Source organism: Aquimarina longa SW024, from assembly GCF_001401755.1.
Lineage (GTDB): Bacteria > Bacteroidota > Bacteroidia > Flavobacteriales > Flavobacteriaceae > Aquimarina > Aquimarina longa.
This window is the reverse complement of sequence record NZ_KQ474106.1, coordinates 65,605-82,098: the sequence shown is the minus strand read 5'-3', so window position 1 is coordinate 82,098 and position 16,494 is coordinate 65,605. Positions and strand designations below refer to the sequence as shown.

General features: G+C 30.2%; 15 protein-coding genes. 10 read left to right on the top strand and 5 right to left on the bottom strand.

The window, feature by feature from the left end; genetic code table 11:
• Positions 1 to 55 precede the first annotated feature (55 nt).
• A complete protein-coding gene (locus tag N456_RS21450; RefSeq protein ID WP_062061947.1) occupies positions 56 to 352 on the top strand; it encodes an S-adenosylmethionine decarboxylase in 297 nt (98 codons plus the stop codon).
• Between the two features lie 44 nt (positions 353 to 396).
• Positions 397 to 1,407, top strand: coding sequence for a potassium channel family protein (locus N456_RS21445; RefSeq protein WP_062061945.1), 1,011 nt, complete (start codon positions 397 to 399; stop codon positions 1,405 to 1,407).
• 66 nt (positions 1,408 to 1,473) lie between these two features.
• On the opposite strand, the gene N456_RS21440 is transcribed toward N456_RS21445, so the two are convergent.
• Entirely contained in the window at positions 1,474 to 1,968 is a 495-nt protein-coding gene (locus N456_RS21440) for a metallophosphoesterase family protein (protein ID WP_062061940.1), read from the bottom strand.
• Between the two features lie 401 nt (positions 1,969 to 2,369).
• On the opposite strand from N456_RS21440, the gene truA reads away from it, so the two are divergent.
• Positions 2,370 to 3,131, top strand: coding sequence for a tRNA pseudouridine(38-40) synthase TruA (gene truA, locus N456_RS21435; RefSeq protein WP_062062269.1), 762 nt, complete (start codon positions 2,370 to 2,372; stop codon positions 3,129 to 3,131).
• Positions 3,112 to 4,875 carry an ABC transporter ATP-binding protein gene (locus tag N456_RS21430; protein WP_062061937.1) on the top strand — a complete coding sequence of 588 codons (1,764 nt, stop codon included), beginning with the start codon at positions 3,112 to 3,114 and terminating at the stop codon, positions 4,873 to 4,875. The genes truA and N456_RS21430 overlap by 20 nt, the downstream gene beginning before the upstream one ends.
• Before the next feature lie 6 nt (positions 4,876 to 4,881).
• Here N456_RS21430 and N456_RS21425 read toward each other — a convergent pair whose 3' ends face one another.
• The 3 genes from N456_RS21425 to folP all read right to left on the bottom strand — a co-directional run bounded on the left by N456_RS21425 (position 4,882) and on the right by folP (position 7,761).
• On the bottom strand, positions 4,882 to 5,673 hold the full coding sequence (locus N456_RS21425) for a DUF3667 domain-containing protein (protein WP_062061934.1): 792 nt from the start codon (positions 5,671 to 5,673) through the stop codon (positions 4,882 to 4,884).
• A complete protein-coding gene (gene cdaA / locus N456_RS21420; protein ID WP_062061930.1) occupies positions 5,673 to 6,449 on the bottom strand; it encodes a diadenylate cyclase CdaA in 777 nt (258 codons plus the stop codon). The genes N456_RS21425 and cdaA overlap by 1 nt, the downstream gene beginning before the upstream one ends.
• A gap of 481 nt (positions 6,450 to 6,930) precedes the next feature.
• Entirely contained in the window at positions 6,931 to 7,761 is an 831-nt protein-coding gene (gene folP / locus N456_RS21410) for a dihydropteroate synthase (RefSeq protein ID WP_062061924.1), read from the bottom strand.
• Between the two features lie 175 nt (positions 7,762 to 7,936).
• On the opposite strand from folP, the gene N456_RS21405 reads away from it, so the two are divergent.
• The 6 genes from N456_RS21405 (at position 7,937) to N456_RS21380 (ending at position 12,938) form a co-directional block, all read left to right on the top strand.
• Positions 7,937 to 8,485 (top strand): DUF1599 domain-containing protein, encoded by a 549-nt coding sequence (locus N456_RS21405; RefSeq protein ID WP_062061921.1) that lies wholly within the window; start codon positions 7,937 to 7,939, stop codon positions 8,483 to 8,485.
• 84 nt (positions 8,486 to 8,569) lie between these two features.
• Entirely contained in the window at positions 8,570 to 9,664 is a 1,095-nt protein-coding gene (locus N456_RS21400; protein ID WP_062061918.1) for a BT_3928 family protein, read from the top strand.
• A gap of 105 nt (positions 9,665 to 9,769) precedes the next feature.
• A complete protein-coding gene (locus tag N456_RS21395; RefSeq protein WP_062061915.1) occupies positions 9,770 to 10,843 on the top strand; it encodes an ABC transporter permease in 1,074 nt (357 codons plus the stop codon).
• Between the two features lie 67 nt (positions 10,844 to 10,910).
• Entirely contained in the window at positions 10,911 to 11,663 is a 753-nt protein-coding gene (gene tpiA / locus N456_RS21390; RefSeq protein ID WP_062061912.1) for a triose-phosphate isomerase, read from the top strand.
• A gap of 99 nt (positions 11,664 to 11,762) precedes the next feature.
• Positions 11,763 to 12,602, top strand: a complete 840-nt coding sequence (prmA, locus tag N456_RS21385) for a 50S ribosomal protein L11 methyltransferase (protein ID WP_062061909.1) — start codon at positions 11,763 to 11,765, stop codon at positions 12,600 to 12,602.
• 60 nt (positions 12,603 to 12,662) lie between these two features.
• Positions 12,663 to 12,938: an ATP-dependent Clp protease adaptor ClpS gene (locus tag N456_RS21380; protein WP_062061906.1), complete on the top strand. Its 276-nt coding sequence runs from the start codon at positions 12,663 to 12,665 to the stop codon at positions 12,936 to 12,938.
• Between the two features lie 1,026 nt (positions 12,939 to 13,964).
• Here N456_RS21380 and N456_RS21375 read toward each other — a convergent pair.
• Complete coding sequence (locus N456_RS21375; protein WP_062061902.1) at positions 13,965 to 15,815, bottom strand: M61 family metallopeptidase; 1,851 nt, start codon at positions 15,813 to 15,815, stop codon at positions 13,965 to 13,967.
• Positions 15,816 to 16,494 lie beyond the last annotated feature (679 nt).

The window sequence follows — 16,494 nt, the reverse complement described above, 5'->3', positions numbered from 1 at the left end:
AGAGTGTATAGTGATGAAATTAGTATGAAAAACTCTAATTTAATAATAAAAAAAGATGATTATAGAGACAAAAACAATTAATCCTAATATATTTAATCATCAATATTGGATAAAAGAAATAGATCCAGAAGTAATTAAGGTTACCTTTGAAACTATCTTGATACAATCTGGATTTAAAATAGTAAAATTTGATGATTATTATTTTCCTGTAAAAGGGTATACTTGTTTTTGGTTGCTAGCAGAGAGTCATTTGGCAATACACACATTTCCTGATGATCAATGTTCTTACGTAGAATTAAGTAGCTGTAATGAAGAGAAATTATCTGTTTTTAAATCTCTAATTCAACAATAATGATACGTTTTTTTGTAAAAGACATTCAGGGATAACATACTTATATGAGAAAGAAAACAGTTGTATTGATTAGTGGTTTAGCAATCTTGTATAATGTATTAGTATATTTATTATATATTTTTGAATCAAGGTTTGAAGGAGCAAATATTGTAAGCCTTAGTGATGCATACTGGTATTCTTTAGTAACATTAACAACGGTTGGGTATGGTGATTTTTATCCTATAACTTTTTGGGGACGGACCATAGGTTTTTTGTTCCTCATAGGGAGTTTAGGGATATTAGGGGTATTGGTGACGGAGCTAAGTTTAATTATCTCTAATTATGTTAGAAAAAAGAAAGAAGGTTATTTTGGAACAATTATGGAAGATCATTATATAATTATAGGTTGGGATAACTTTTCTCAGCAAGTGGCAGAGCAAATTATAAGTGCTGATAAAGAGTTGGCAATTATATCAGATAAAAGAGAGGATATCGATCGAATAAAAAAGCTATTTCCTAGAGATAATTGTTTTGCTTATCTATCAGACTTAAAAGATTATTCAGGTTTTAGTAAGGTAAATATCGAAAAAGCAAATCGAGTGTATCTTAATTTTAAGGAGGATTCTGAAACTCTGGTGTACATGATTAATCTCAAAAAAATATTTCCAGACCTTACTTTTGTGATTACTTTAGAAGATATGGATCTAAAATCGACATTTACCTATATGGGGGTAGATTTTGTGATTTCTAGAAATGAGATAGCTTCAAAATTGATTGCTAGTTATATTTTTGAGCCTAAGGTAGCTTTGTTTGCAGAAGACTTACTTGCAACTTCAAAAAATGATGATGAATTAGATATATGGGAAAAAGTAGTGGGTGCTAAAAGTAGTCTTATACAAAAGAATTATTTAGATGTTTTTATAGAGGTAAAGAAAAAATATAATGCGGTATTATTAGGCGTTTCTAGAGGTAATGTATTACATAAAAATCCAGAAAATTTAGAAATAGAAGATAAGGATATTTTAATTTTTATAAGCAATAGGGCGGTTTTTGATCGATTAGAGAAGGTTTTATAGCTCTATTGATTTTACTTTTTAAAGTAATGGTTTGTTTTTTGAGCAATCTTGAAAATAAAAAACATATTATTTTTTACCTAATTCGATTACTTCTAGATTTTCGATTTTACCAGCATCTAATGTAAACCTGAGCATTGTTCGTACTTTATGAAATCCGTGTTTTCCTGCAGCTCCAGGGTTCATATGTAAGACTTTATTTTTTTTATCAGGAATTACTTTTAGAATATGTGAGTGCCCGCAAATAAAAAGTTGAGGTGGATTTGCTTTAATTTCATCTCTAGTAGTTGTATTATATTTTGGAGGATATCCACCAATATGAGTTATCCAGACAGAAACCCCTTCGCAGATAAATCGTAAGTTTAAAGGGTAAGATGCTCTAGCTTTATGATCATCAATATTTCCATATACAGCTCTAAGAGGTTTCAGTGCTTCAATAGCATCGGTAACTGCAAGATCGCCAATATCTCCTGCATGCCAAACCTCATCAGCTTCATTTACATAATGCAAAATTCTATTGTCAATATAACTATGGGTATCACTAAGTAAAAGTATTTTTTTCAAAATAGAGTTGTGCTATAGGGTTGTGAAATGATAGAAACAAGCAAATAAATCATAACTTTACTCATTAAGTGAGATTTTAATCCCTAATTGAGGGTTTAATTTCCTGAGGTTTGCCTCCAACATCAAAATATTTTTTTCGGAAACATACTTCGTGAGCTTGCTCCGAGGTTGTTGATTACTCCAAGGTTTATCTCAGAATCAAAATTATTTTTCAATCGAATACCTCACGGACTTACCTTCGGAGTAGTTTGCTTTCTATTTTATGAAGTATATTTGCGCTTAGGTTTTGTACAAAAATAAGGTATTGTTTTGAAATATATCAAAAATAATTAAGAGTATATACCCTAAAAAAAGCCTGTAAAATCTTTATGTTTTTTTAATCAATTGATGTAGTTAGAATGATGCGATATTTTTTAGAGCTTTCTTATAATGGGACTCCATATCATGGATGGCAACGGCAACCTAATGCGATTTCTGTTCAGGAGGTTGTAGAGAGTTCGTTATCTACACTATTGAGATCTAAAATAGAAATAATGGGTGCAGGTCGGACAGATACAGGAGTGCATGCAAAACAGATTATGGCACATTTTGATTATAATGAAAATCTAGAAATGAGTCAATTAGAATATAAGCTTAATGCAATTCTACCAGCAGATATTTCTATTACTAAAGTATCTTATATGCATGAGGATGCTCATGCACGTTTTGATGCAATTAGTAGATCATATGAATACCATATTACGTTGGTAAAAGACCCTTTTAGTATTCATAAGGCTTATTTTTTTAAGAAATCGTTAGATATAAATGTAATGAATGAGGCTGCTAAATTACTGTTAAACTATACTAATTTTAAATGCTTTAGTAAGTCTAAAACCGATGTAAAAACGTATAATTGTACTATCACAAACGCCGTTTGGGAGTATAATGACAATCGGTTAGTATTTAAGATTTCGGCAAATCGTTTTTTAAGAAACATGGTGCGAGCTATTGTAGGAACGCTTCTTGAAATCGGGATGAATAAGTTAACTATAGATGGTTTGATTGCTGTTATAAAAAGTGAAGATCGTGGTCAGGCAGGATATTCTGTTCCTGCTCATGGATTATATTTAACAGCAGTAAAATACCCAAAAACAATATATATAGATGGCAGAAAAGAGCGGTAAGGCTTTTGATTTTAAGCTTTTCAGAAGATTAATTACGCATACTAATCCCTATAGATTAGTTTTTTATTTTGTAGCCTTTTCAGCTATTTTATTGGCTGTTTTATCAATTGCAAATCCTTATTTATTAAGGCAGACTATTGATAGAACTATAGTTCCTCAGGATAGTGAGCTATTGATTTATTTCATTAGTGTTATGATAGGGGTTTTGTTTTTAGACGTAATTACACAATTTTTATTTATTTATTTTGCTAATTGGTTAGGTCAGCAAGTAATTCGTGATATTAGAGTTAAGCTTTTTAATCACATGCTAAGTTTTAAGAAGCAGTACTATGATCAGTCTTCGGTTGGTAGATTGGTAACTAGAGCTGTAAGTGATATAGAGACTATAGCTAGTATTTTTAGTCAAGGACTGTTTATTATCATTAGTGATTTATTAAAGATGGTAGCAGTTTTATGCTATATGTTATATCAGAGTTGGGAATTAGCGTTACTGGTATTTATAGTATTGCCTTTGGTTGTTTATGCAACAAGAGTTTTTCAGAAAAAAATGAAAGCAGCTTTTGAGGAAGTAAGAACTCAGGTGTCTAGTCTTAATTCTTTTGTGCAAGAACGCATTACGGGAATGAAAATTGTTCAACTATTTGCAAGAGAAGAAATAGAATATTCTAATTTTAAAGAGATTAATGAGAAGCATAAAAAAGGTTGGATAAAAACAGTTTGGTATAACTCCATATTTTTTCCTATTGCAGAAATGTCAAGTTCCATAACAATAGGACTGATTGTTTGGTTTGGAGGACTTAAAGCAGCTCAACTTGATGGAATAACATTAGGATTGGTTATAGAATTTATTCAGCTGACTCAGATTTTATTTAGACCTCTAAGACAAATAGCTGATAAATTTAATACGCTACAAATGGGCATGGTGGCAGCAAATAGGGTATTTGCTATTTTAGATACTGATTCTAAAATAGAGAATAAAGGAGCGATACAATTAGAAAATGTAAAAGGGGATATTACATTTGATAATGTTCGATTTAGTTATATAGAAAATGAAGAGGTCTTAAAAGGGATCTCATTTAATGTTAAAGCAGGAGAAACAGTAGCTATAGTAGGATCAACAGGAGCTGGAAAATCGACAATTATAAATTTGCTAAATAGATTTTATGAAATTGATAGTGGGGTAATTTCTATAGATACTATAGATATCAAGAAAGTTGATTTAAAATCTTTACGAGATCATATCGCAGTAGTGCTTCAGGATGTATTTTTATTTGCAGATACGATTCTTAATAATATAACATTAAACAATCCCAATATTTCTGAAGAGAGAGTACATCAAGTGGCAAAAGAAATAGGGATTCATGATTTTATAATGAGTCTCCCTAATGGCTATCATTATAATGTAAAAGAAAGAGGAGCAATGTTGTCTTCAGGGCAACGGCAACTGATTTCTTTTTTAAGAGCTTATGTTACTAATCCAGGAGTTTTGGTATTAGATGAGGCAACATCATCTATAGATTCGCATAGTGAGCAGTTAATCCAAGATGCTACCAATAAAATTACCAAAGGAAGAACATCTATTGTTATTGCCCATCGATTAGCAACTATTAAGAATGCGGATATGATTATTGTAATGGATAAAGGACAGATAGTAGAGCAGGGTACACATAATGAGTTATTGACAATTACTGATGGATATTATAAAAACCTTTACGAAGTGCAGTTTGCTACCGTAGTAGAATGAACCAATTTATTGTATGGCTATTGAATCTGCTGTACCTGTCATAATTGCTAATGCAGCAATTAATATTACTATAACAATATAGAATATACTTCCATAGATGATAAACAGTAAGGTTTTAATAAGAATCTTAGAGATACTGATTTGATATAATTTCTTTAAAACCCAAGCAATGTAAGTGATGTATATCGAAAACTGAAGTATAGTTATGGTGATTAAATCATCAATCAAAAAGGTGATAGGTAAAAGAATTATAGTCATAAACCCTACGATATGCGAATATGCATATAGATAAATGACTAAGTGTTCTGTAAGATTGTACTTTTTATAATTAATAAAAACTAATCTGGATAGTAATGCTAATACTGGGATAAGCATTAAGTTTATTATGGATTGATACTGAAAAGTTCCATCGAGTATATTTTTTTGAGTTTCAATTTGTTCTTTGCTTAATGAGCTCATTGTATTTATTATTAGCTCAGTAAAACGATCTTTTACCAAAAAAGTATAAAAACTAGTAACGGTTAAAGAAATAGTAAAATATCCAAAAGCAGTTATATAGCGTTTTCTAAGTCCATTGATATATCCATCAATAACCTTTTCTGGTTTAGTAAATAAATGAGTGCACGTTTTTATAAAAGAATTGTCTATATTAAAAAAGCGATTGGCAAATTCAGAAACTAGATATTTAAATGTAATTCTTTGAGTAATTTTTTTAGCTCCACAATTAGGGCAGAAGTTACAGTTTTCAATTTGTTGATCACAGTTTTTGCAAGCTGTAATAGCAATTAAGTTTTTCATTAAGACAAATCTCTTTTTATTTTTTCTACTAACTCTTCCTCTGTTTTAAAAATAACAAACTCCCCATTTTTAATATATGATAATTTGCCAGTTTCTTCACTTACTACTAGTACTAATGCATCTGTTTTTTCAGTAATACCAACTGCTGCCCGATGCCTTAATCCAAATCGCAAAGGGATGGTGTTATCATTAGTGACTGGTAAAATAGCTCTGGTTGCTACAATGTGATTCTCTTCTATAATCATAGCTCCATCATGTAAAGGGCCGTTTTTATAAAAAATACTTTCTATTATAGGAGTATTCACTCGGATATCCATGGCATCCCCCGAGGTTTTAACAAAATCTAAAGAGGTATTTCTTTTAATTACAATAAGTGCGCCTGTGTATGTTTTGCTCATTTCATTACAGGCAGTGATAATAGCTTTGATATTCGTAATACTATCTTCTGGTACATCTCTAATAAACTTTAACTGTCTTAAGAATTTTCGTCGCCTTCCAAAATTAGTAGATCCGATCATTAAAAGGAATTTTCGTATTTCTTGCTGAAAAACGACAATTAAAGCAAACATTCCGACACCAATAAATTCACCTAATACACTACTGAGCATTTCCATTGCAAGAAGTTGTGTAAGTTTCCAAACTAAGTAAATGATTACTATCCCAATAAAAATATTGATAGCTGCTGTACCTTTTACTAATTTGTAGACATAGTACAATAAGAAAGCTACAAGTACAATATCCAGTATGTCTAGTATTCTAAGATTAATTAAATCCAAATGTCAGGTGTTTTTGTAAAAATAGAAAAATTAGTGATACTAAGATTTGAAAAACTTAAAAAGAGTGTACTAGAAAACCAAATCCTAGATTTTTACCAGAGGTATTACCACTGGATAGATAATATGAAAAAGGAGTACGTGTTGATAGGTGTGTGTTTACCTAAACTTCGGACTTCGAGCTCCGGACACCCAACTTAGGGACTATCTGCTTGATGTTGGATGAAGCTTTTTTTGACACACTTTACTGAACAGTCTCACACACTTTATTGAACACTCACTTCGAATTTGAATAAAAAAGGTTCAAATTCGAGTGAAAAAGGGTTGAAGTTGGAGTATAAAAGGTTCAAATTTGAATGAAAAAGATTCAGATTTGAGTAAAAAAAGGTTCAACTATAAAGCTAAACCCGCTGAAATTCTCTTTATACAAAATTATGGATACTGCCCTATATTTTTACTAATATCTGATTTATAAGAGATTATCTTATTGTGCTTGCTCTAAGGTATGTACCAATTTAATACACTCCACAGCTTCTTTAACATCATGGACTCTTATGATAGCTGCACCATTAAGTAGTGCAATGGTGTTAAGGATCGTAGTACCGTTTAGGGATTCTGATGCAGTAATATCTAAGGTTTTATAAATCATTGATTTTCTGGATACTCCTACTAAGATAGGGAGATCATTTACTTCTAGTAGTTTTAGTTTTTTGAGAAGTTCAAAATTTTGAGATATATCTTTAGCAAACCCAAACCCAGGGTCGATAATAATATCATTAGCACCATGTTTCCTTAGCTCAGTTACTTTTTCTGCAAAGTAGCAGTTTATCTCATGGATTAGATTATCATAATCAGTGAGAGAGGTCATCGTTTTTGGAGTTCCTCGCATATGCATCATACTATAAGGAACCTTTAGTTTACCAATAGTTGGAATCATATTAGGGTCCATATTACCAGCAGAGATATCATTGATTAGTGCTGCGCCAGCATTAATACATAAGGTGGCTATTTCACTTCTAAATGTATCTATAGATAGTAGTATCTCAGGAAATTCATCAACAAGTAAAGATACAATGGGTAGGATTCTTTTTTCTTCTTCTGCAGCAGAAATATGATCTGCTCCTGGTCTAGAGGAATAAGCCCCAAGGTCTATAAAAGTAGCTCCCTGAGTAAGCATATACTCTGTTTGTTTTAGAATTTCATTTTTATTTGTATACTTTCCTCCATCATAAAAAGAATCGGGAGTAAGGTTAAGGATACCCATTACTTTTGGGGTTGATAGATCAATTAAAGAGCCTTTGCAGTTGATGGTCATTGATTAAGATACTTTTTTTTTAGAGTATATAAACGGTATTATGTTTCTTAATGATTCTTTCTTTTTTAGAAGAATATTAAAAAGAGGTATTTAAACTTAGATGTCATTAATTTTTTGACTTCGATTTTTTTAATTCCCATATTAAAGCGAAATTTACACAAAATTCGACAGTTTTATGCAAGATACGTCTAAACAATATGATGCGGTAATTACCATATGCCGTACCTTATTTGTTAAAAAAATGAAAGATTATGGTAGTGCGTGGAGAATTCTAAGGTTACCATCACTAACCGATCAAATTTTTATTAAAGCACAGCGAATTAGAGGTTTGCAAGAAAATGAAGTTCGTAAGGTAGATGAAGGAGAGGTTTCAGAGTTTATAGGAATCATTAACTATAGTATTATGGCATTGATTCAGCTCGAAAAAGGAGTGGCTAAGCAACCCGATTTATCTCCAGAAACGATTACAGAGCTGTATGATAAGCATAGTAATGTAGCTAAAACATTGATGATGAATAAGAACCATGATTATGGAGAGGCATGGCGTGATATGCGAGTGAGTTCATTGACAGATTTGATTATTCAAAAATTATTAAGAGTAAAACAAATAGAGGACAATAAAGGAAAAACTTTAGTAAGCGAAGGAATTGATGCGAACTACCAAGATATGATTAATTATGCCGTTTTTGCGATGATTCATTTAGAGGCATCAAAAGTACAATGAGATACCTAAAATACTGTTAAACTACTATTAGTAATATGTATTCCTACTATATTGTATTGCTTAAGTAAAATATGATTTAAGAATATGAAAATACTCGTTAATTTTTCCAGAATATTTGTAGCTGCCCTTTTTTTATTTTCAGGATTTATAAAGCTTAATGACCCATTAGGATTTTCCTATAAACTTCAAGAATATTTTGGAGAAGGGGTACTTAATTTAGAGTTTTTAATTCCCTTTGCGTTATTGATTTCCGTTTTTTTAGTGATTTTCGAAATCATACTAGGAGTTACATTATTATTAGGGTACTTACCTAAGTTTACGGTGTGGTCTCTATTATTGATGATTGTTTTTTTTACATTTCTTACGTTTTATTCTGCATATTTTAATAAAGTAACTGATTGTGGCTGTTTTGGAGATGCTATACCACTAACTCCGTGGGAGTCTTTTACCAAAGATATAATTCTATTGGTTTTAATAATACTATTGTTTTTTGGTAGAAAGTATATTACTCCGATTACTCCTATCGCTATTCATAAGTGGGTTGTTTTTGGAGCTTTTACACTATGTTTAGGTTTTGCATATTATGTACTAATGCATTTACCAGCTATTGATTTTAGAGCTTATAAAGAAGGGGTAGATATCCAAAAAGGAATGGAAATCCCTGATAGTGCTCCAAAGGCAAAATTTGCATATCATTGGAAATTTAATACTAATGGAACAGAGAAAATCGTAACTACTAGTGGGGATTATCCTGTAGTAGATGGTGATTTTATATCTGTAGAGACTGAAACTATAGCAGAAGGGTACGAACCTCCTATCCATGATTTTGCTATAGAAAAAAATGGAGTTGATTATACCGTAGAGTTTCTGCAAAAGGATAATCTAATATTCATAATAGCATACAATTTGTCTAAAAGTGAATCCGAAGGATTTACTGCAGTAAAAGCAATGACAAAAGAAGCTATATCTAAAGGGTATACTGTAATCGGTCTTACAGCTTCTGGTGAAAAAGATATAGAGAAAGTGAAGAAAAAGTTCGATTTAGACTTTGACTTTTATGCGACTGATGAGACTGCATTAAAAACAGTATTACGCTCTAATCCTGGGATTGTAAAGCTCAAAAATGGAGTGATACAGAAAAAATTGCATTGGAACGATGTAGAAGAATTATCTTTTTAATCCCTCACAAGAGAGAATTCGAAGACAAAATAGATTTTCGGGAGTATAGGTTGTAAGTTAGCTCCGAGATTAGTGATTCGTTAAAAGTATAAATAGAAATATCATATGATTAGTTATCTCATCGGTAAAATAGGATATGCATTATTGACGTTATTAGGTGTTGTAACAGTGATTTTCTTATTATTTACATTACTACCTGGAGACCCCGCTCAGATGATGCTTGGACAAAATGAGACCGAAGAACAGATGAAAAATGTGCGTAAAAAATATGGTTTTGATCAACCTATTTCTAAGCAGTACTTGTATTATCTAAATGATCTTTCTCCTATCTCATTGCATAGTACAGATTCAGATGATTTTTCGTTTTATAATGCTAAAAAATATACAGGAGTTCAATTGTTTACGATAGGAGAGGTTGTAACAATATTTAAGCTTCCTTATTTAAGAGAATCTTTTCAAAAGAATGGGAAAAAAGTAAGTGAAGTGATTGGAGAGACATTGCCAAATACGATCATTCTCGCAGTGCTAGCTATTTGTATCGCAATAATTATAGGCATTTCATTAGGTGTTATAAGTGCATTATATAAAGATCGATGGCTAGATAAAATGATTCAATTATTGAGTACTTTAGGAATGAGTGTCCCTTCTTTTTTTAGCGCTATTATTTTTGCATGGCTATTTGGGTATATATTAGAGGAGTATACACATTTAAATATGACAGGTAGTTTATACGAAGTAGATGATTTTGGAGAAGGAAGTTATATCCAATGGAAGAATTTAATTCTTCCGGCAGTAGTATTAGGAATACGCCCTCTTGCTGTAGTTACTCAATTAATGCGTAACTCTCTATTAGAAGTGTTGAACCAGGATTATATTCGTACAGCAAAAGCAAAAGGACTTTCTATGGTTCAGGTGATAAGAAAACATGCTTTAAAAAACTCATTAAACCCTGTAGTTACGGCTGTTTCTGGGTGGTTTGCCTCGATGTTAGCAGGAGCAGTATTTGTAGAATATATTTTTGGATGGAATGGTTTGGGTAAAGAAATTGTAGATGCTTTAAATACATTAGATCTTCCTATAATAATGGGTTCTGTACTTGTTATAGCAACTATGTTTATACTTATCAATATATTTGTAGATGTAATATATGGATGGCTTGATCCAAGAATACGAGTTTAATTTTAAAAATAATATTGTACTAAACGAATAACCACACTTTTTAACCATATATATAAAATCTAAATTAATGAGAAAAAAAATTGTAGCCGGAAACTGGAAAATGAATAAAAATCTGGCAGAAACCAAAACATTACTTTCTGAATTAAAAACTAACTTACAAAAAGCAAGAGAAGCAGAAGTTATTGTAGCGCCTACTGCTGTCAACCTCTATATGGCAACAGAAGAATTACAACAAGTTGATATTAAGGTTGCTGCGCAGAATATGCATCAAGCAGAAAATGGAGCATATACAGGAGAAATATCTGCTGATATGCTAAAGAGAGTAGGGGTAGAGACTGTTATTTTGGGGCATAGTGAACGTAGAGCATATTTTGGAGAGACGGATGAGTTACTGGCAAGTAAAGTGAGTAAAGCGCTACAACATGATATGACTGTGATTTTCTGTTTTGGAGAAGAGCTACAGGATCGCAAAAGTGATAATCATTTTGCGATAGTAGAAAATCAATTAAAAAATGGACTTTTTCATATAAACACAGAAGATTGGAAGAATGTGGTTCTTGCTTATGAGCCAGTATGGGCTATAGGGACAGGAGAAACAGCATCTCCTGAACAAGCTCAAGAAATGCACGCGTTTATACGTAATACAATTGCTAAAGCTTATACTCAGCAAATTGCCGATGAGGTTTCTATTTTGTATGGAGGAAGTGTAAAACCTAATAACGCGAATGAGATTTTTGCAAAACCTGATGTTGATGGAGGGTTGATAGGAGGCGCTTCATTAGATGCAGAAAGTTTTGTGGCAATTGTAAATGCTTTTTAAATGCAATAAAAACTAATAAAAAACAGTAAAAGCATCTCTTTATGAGGTGCTTTTTTTATTAGGTAAAAGAGTACCTTTGCAAAATAATAAAAAAAGAATATGTCGAATACAAAATATATTGGGTATTATTTTAAAGTAGCGCCACTACAACCCGCAACAGAAATCTTAATTGCAGAATTGGGGTATGTAGGATTTGAAAGTTTTGTAGAAACCGAAGAAGGGGTTAATGCATATATCCAAAGTGCAGAATGGAATAAGACAATTCTAGAGGGAGTTTATGTATTAAATTCAGGAGAGTTTAGTATTCAATATACCATAGAAGAGATCGCACAAATAAATTGGAACACAGAGTGGGAAAAGAATTTTAATCCCATTATAATTGACAATATTTGTAGTGTAAGAGCTCCATTTCATGATAAGCCTGATACAATGTATGATATTGTTATAGAGCCCAAAATGTCTTTTGGGACGGGACATCATGAGACTACCCATATGATGATTCAGCATCTTTTAAAAACGGAATTAAAAGATAAAAAAGTACTAGACATGGGGTGTGGTACAGGAGTTCTGGCAATTTTAGCAGGAATGAGAGGAGCAGGACCTACGGATGCTATCGATATCGATGATTGGTGTTACTTAAATACTATTGAAAATGTAGAACGTAATAATTGTGAAAACATTAAAACATATAAAGGAGATGCATCACTTTTATCAGGAAAGAAATATGATATTATTATTGCAAATATCAATCGTAATATACTGCTAAACGATATTCAATATTATGCAAAATCATTAAACTCTGGAGGGCGGTTATTTTTAAGTGGGTTTTATAAAGAAGATTTAAATATGATTACAGAAGAATGTGAGAATCATAATTTGATTTATGTAAATTACTTGAGTAGAAATAATTGGATAGCAGTATCTTATGATCTAAAATAATATATTTATTTTTAAATATAATAGGTTAAGTTATTATATTTGTAAAAAAATATCCCCCATATGAGTATCCAAGAGGAAGTTTTAGAAAAAGTTCTGGAAAAATCTGTTGAACAAAGTAATAATGAAATTGTATTGTATAATGATGATGTAAATACATTTGATCATGTCATAGAAACTTTAATTTATTCTTGCGAGCATACCGCAGTACAAGCAGAGCAATGTGCTTTATTAGTACATTATAAAGGTAAATGTACTGTAAAGACTGGCGCTTATGAAGAATTAGTGCCAAGGTGCTCTAAATTATTAGATGCAGGTCTTAGTGCAGAAATAGTATAGGATTAAATAGACTGTGTGTTCGATAATTTTTATCCTAAAGATTGAAATAATACACAATATTTAAAATAGTCAGATTAATTATTTTTAAAATTTAAATCTGATATTTAAAAAAAAATATATCCTATTCTTTTATTAAGATATAGTGATAATATCTTAAATAATTTTACTAAAAAACATAGGTTAGAACAATTTTTATGTAAAAAATTTGTTTTTTACATAAAAACTTTAAAACACATCTTGTTATATATATGTACAAATTTAAATTAGTTGTTATATATATGGGTATTTTGATATTTTTAATAGTTACAGATGAAATTTTATGATTTGTAGGAAAAAACTTCTATGATTAATGGGTTAATTGTAGATTTAAATTGATTGTACGATTCTTCTTATAGCTATTGTTTTTAGTAGTTACCATACTTTTTATATAGTTTTCACTTCCTTTTTAGCAGGTTTTTTTATTGCCATAAATATGGTTTTTTTTTGATGAAATTTAGCTATTTTAAGATATTTATAATAAATACTTTATAAAATGAATTTATTTTAATAAAAAAACGTCATATATTCGAATTGTGAAAATGTGTATTTTCGCAGTTGAAAACCATAGAAATTATAATTCTATGTTTTTGATTTTACACAAACTCAACTTACTTAGAATGAAAAATCAAAGAATTAGTGTTTTGCACTAGACTTATTGATTTTATTTCTTCTTGTTAAAATTTGACTATTTTGATAGTTAAAAAAACTACAGAAGTTACTAAAGAGTAAGTCTTAAAGCTTGTAAATAAGCTTTAAAAACAAGTTTTAAAGCCATCCTGTTAACTAGGGATGGCTTTTTTTATTATTTATAGATGTAATAAACGTCAAATAAGGCTATTTATTTTCGTTTTAAAGAACTTATTTGTTATTTGATTACGGGAATCCAGAAATAATGAATAAGTGTCTAAAAACAAAAAAAAACCTTAATTAAGAATATCAACTAAGGTTTTTCTGTTTATTAAAAAAATAGAATAGAGACTATTATTTTTAATTATCTGTTTCTGCATCTTGTACAGGAGATACTTTATTTAATTCAGATTTTGCATCTAGCCAATCAGCTCTTTTTGATAAAGCTTTTTCATTAGGCTTAGAATACTTCGTTATTTCGATAGTAGGATCAATACCGATTTTTACAAAAGTACTTCGTTCTACTCCATGCCTTCTATATTTTAAAACAACCTTTTTACCAGGTTTATTCTTGCGTACCACTTCATAAAACTGATTGATATCAGAAAATGATTTATTTCCTATAGAAATAATAATATCTTCTTTCTCCAGACCTGCTTCATAAGCAGGTGTTCCCTGTTTTGTATATTCTGATATTCTTGCTAAACCATTTCTTGTAAACTCAATCTTTGCACCTATATAAGGTGTTTTATTGGACTTAAGGTAAAGTGCTACAGCACCAAATAATTTTTTAAAATCAGGAACTTGGCTATCATTAATATATTTTGAAAAGAAACTATCAGCAAATGATGATCCTGCATATTCTCTTAATGTAAGAAACAAATTATCTATAGTATAAGGGATCTCTGTTTTACCATATTTTGTCCAAAATAATTTCATGAAATCATCTAGATTTAAATCATCTTTATAGCTTCTCAAAGATAAATCAAGAGCTAATCCTAACATATTACCATAAGAATAATATGAAATAAATGTATTATGTCTATTATTTGGATCAATAGATGTAGTAGCATCTACAAAAGGAGCTTTACGACTTATCTCCCTAGGATTATGATATTGTAAAGAAGGAGAATTCCAAACTTCATTATATGTTTTATTTAAAATAGAAAAATACTCATCTTGGGTAATTATACCAGCTCTGCATAATGTTAGATTTGTATAGTAACTTGTAAAACCTTCTGCAAACCATAATTCCTCAGAAATATTAACTTTATTAAAATCAAAAGGTTCTAGAGATATTGGGCGGATACGTTCTACATTCCAAGAATGAAAAAATTCATGAGCAAAAGTGCTAATGTTTTCTCGCATTCCTCCATCGGCAAGACTTTTTGTTTTTGTAATTACAGTAGAGTTACGATGCTCCATCCCGTCGTTTGCTACCTGAGGCATGAAGCTAGCTAAAAATGTGTATGCATTATTGTCAAAACTTGGATAATCACCAAATATCTGTTTTTGTTCTTCAACAACTTTTTTAATTTGATTAAAAAAAGCACCAGCTTCTTCGTCTGTTCCTGTATGATTTAATGCTAATCTAATAGCGTACTTTGTATTTCCTGATGTAATTTTATCTTCTTTAATAGTATGATTACTTAGCAAAGCCGGACTATCCATAAAGAATTGTAAATTAGGTGCTAAAAAACTATTAGCCCCTAATGCGGTCATCTGTGTTGCAACTTTCCACCTAAGATCATCTCTTAAAACATATAAAATCTCTACTGGACGTTCCTTTAAAGTAGGGACGTACATAAAAGTTGAAGGATTGTTGATTATAGCTTGCGTTTCATCAAATTGAGAATAGGTGCCATCTCCTCGATCAGCAAAAATAGTATAGTAAACATTGATAGTACCATCATGACCTGTAATATCCCATTGGTGTAGATTAGGTCTGTTTACAGTAACATCTTTACCTTTACTATCAGTAAATTTAATATTATAGATGTTTTTTGCAAATTCATGTAGTGCATATCTTCCTGGAGATGTGCGACTCATATGTATAGAAATTATTCCCCTCTGAAGATTAGTAAAATTAGCAGTAACCTTAGCTTCATGATGTTCTGCATTATCAAACGAAATAGAGTATTTATTTCTGATTTGACTAATACTTGATTGTACTGTGAAAAATAGAAGAATAGCTATTAAAAAAGACTTCATTTATTACTGTTTTTTGATTTTGATAAATTATAAATTGCTACCATCAATATTTAAATACTATAAAATAACATGTGTGATTAACATAAAATAATAGATCTCTGTATGAGAAAAATATTCAAACATTTTTGAATTCTCAAAAGTACAATAAACTGATAACTAAGCAAACATCATTCTAGTTATTAGACTCTTTTTTCTGTAATAAAGAAATTAAATTCAGATTAATCTTTTTTTATTATTGTTATGCTTTTTGGCTATTTATATGATAAAAATGATAATAATTTAATTTAAATCGTTTATTATTAGTTAGTTATATTTTTTTTGTATTGCTTATTTGATCTGTAAACTATACGATTAAGTGTTTTAAGTTTAATTGATATCATAGATTTTCTTATTTTTCTTTTATTTTTTTAACTTTTTATTAATATTCAGTTAAACAATTCATTTAATAATTTTGTGCTTCTGATCCTTTAGAACATACTATCATATCATAACAGATTTAACTATAAAATATTTTTTTCAAAATAAATTTTTATATAAAAAATGATAGTCTCTAAGAAAAAAATAAGATGTATACTACAAGAATTATAATTAGTATTAAAAAAAGAAAAGAATATTCAGGTTTATATTTTTAAATACTAATTAAGGTTAAGAGTGCTGACTAACAGTGTGTTTTTTTTGT

Bases quoted from the DNA above. Each gene is read 5' to 3' on its own strand.
- N456_RS21445 (WP_062061945.1), top strand. From the start codon at position 397: ATGAGAAAGAAAACAGTTGTATTGATTAGTGGTTTAGCAATCTTGTAT.
- N456_RS21395 (WP_062061915.1), top strand. From the start codon at position 9,770: ATGATTAGTTATCTCATCGGTAAAATAGGATATGCATTATTGACGTTA.
- tpiA (WP_062061912.1), top strand. From the start codon at position 10,911: ATGAGAAAAAAAATTGTAGCCGGAAACTGGAAAATGAATAAAAATCTG.
- N456_RS21375 (WP_062061902.1), bottom strand. From the start codon at position 15,815: ATGAAGTCTTTTTTAATAGCTATTCTTCTATTTTTCACAGTACAATCA.
- N456_RS21405 (WP_062061921.1), top strand. From the start codon at position 7,937: ATGCAAGATACGTCTAAACAATATGATGCGGTAATTACCATATGCCGT.
- N456_RS21380 (WP_062061906.1), top strand. From the start codon at position 12,663: ATGAGTATCCAAGAGGAAGTTTTAGAAAAAGTTCTGGAAAAATCTGTT.
- N456_RS21450 (WP_062061947.1), top strand. From the start codon at position 56: ATGATTATAGAGACAAAAACAATTAATCCTAATATATTTAATCATCAA.
- N456_RS21425 (WP_062061934.1), bottom strand. From the start codon at position 5,673: ATGAAAAACTTAATTGCTATTACAGCTTGCAAAAACTGTGATCAACAA.
- folP (WP_062061924.1), bottom strand. From the start codon at position 7,761: ATGACCATCAACTGCAAAGGCTCTTTAATTGATCTATCAACCCCAAAA.
- prmA (WP_062061909.1), top strand. From the start codon at position 11,763: ATGTCGAATACAAAATATATTGGGTATTATTTTAAAGTAGCGCCACTA.
- N456_RS21430 (WP_062061937.1), top strand. From the start codon at position 3,112: ATGGCAGAAAAGAGCGGTAAGGCTTTTGATTTTAAGCTTTTCAGAAGA.
- truA (WP_062062269.1), top strand. From the start codon at position 2,370: ATGCGATATTTTTTAGAGCTTTCTTATAATGGGACTCCATATCATGGA.
- N456_RS21400 (WP_062061918.1), top strand. From the start codon at position 8,570: ATGAAAATACTCGTTAATTTTTCCAGAATATTTGTAGCTGCCCTTTTT.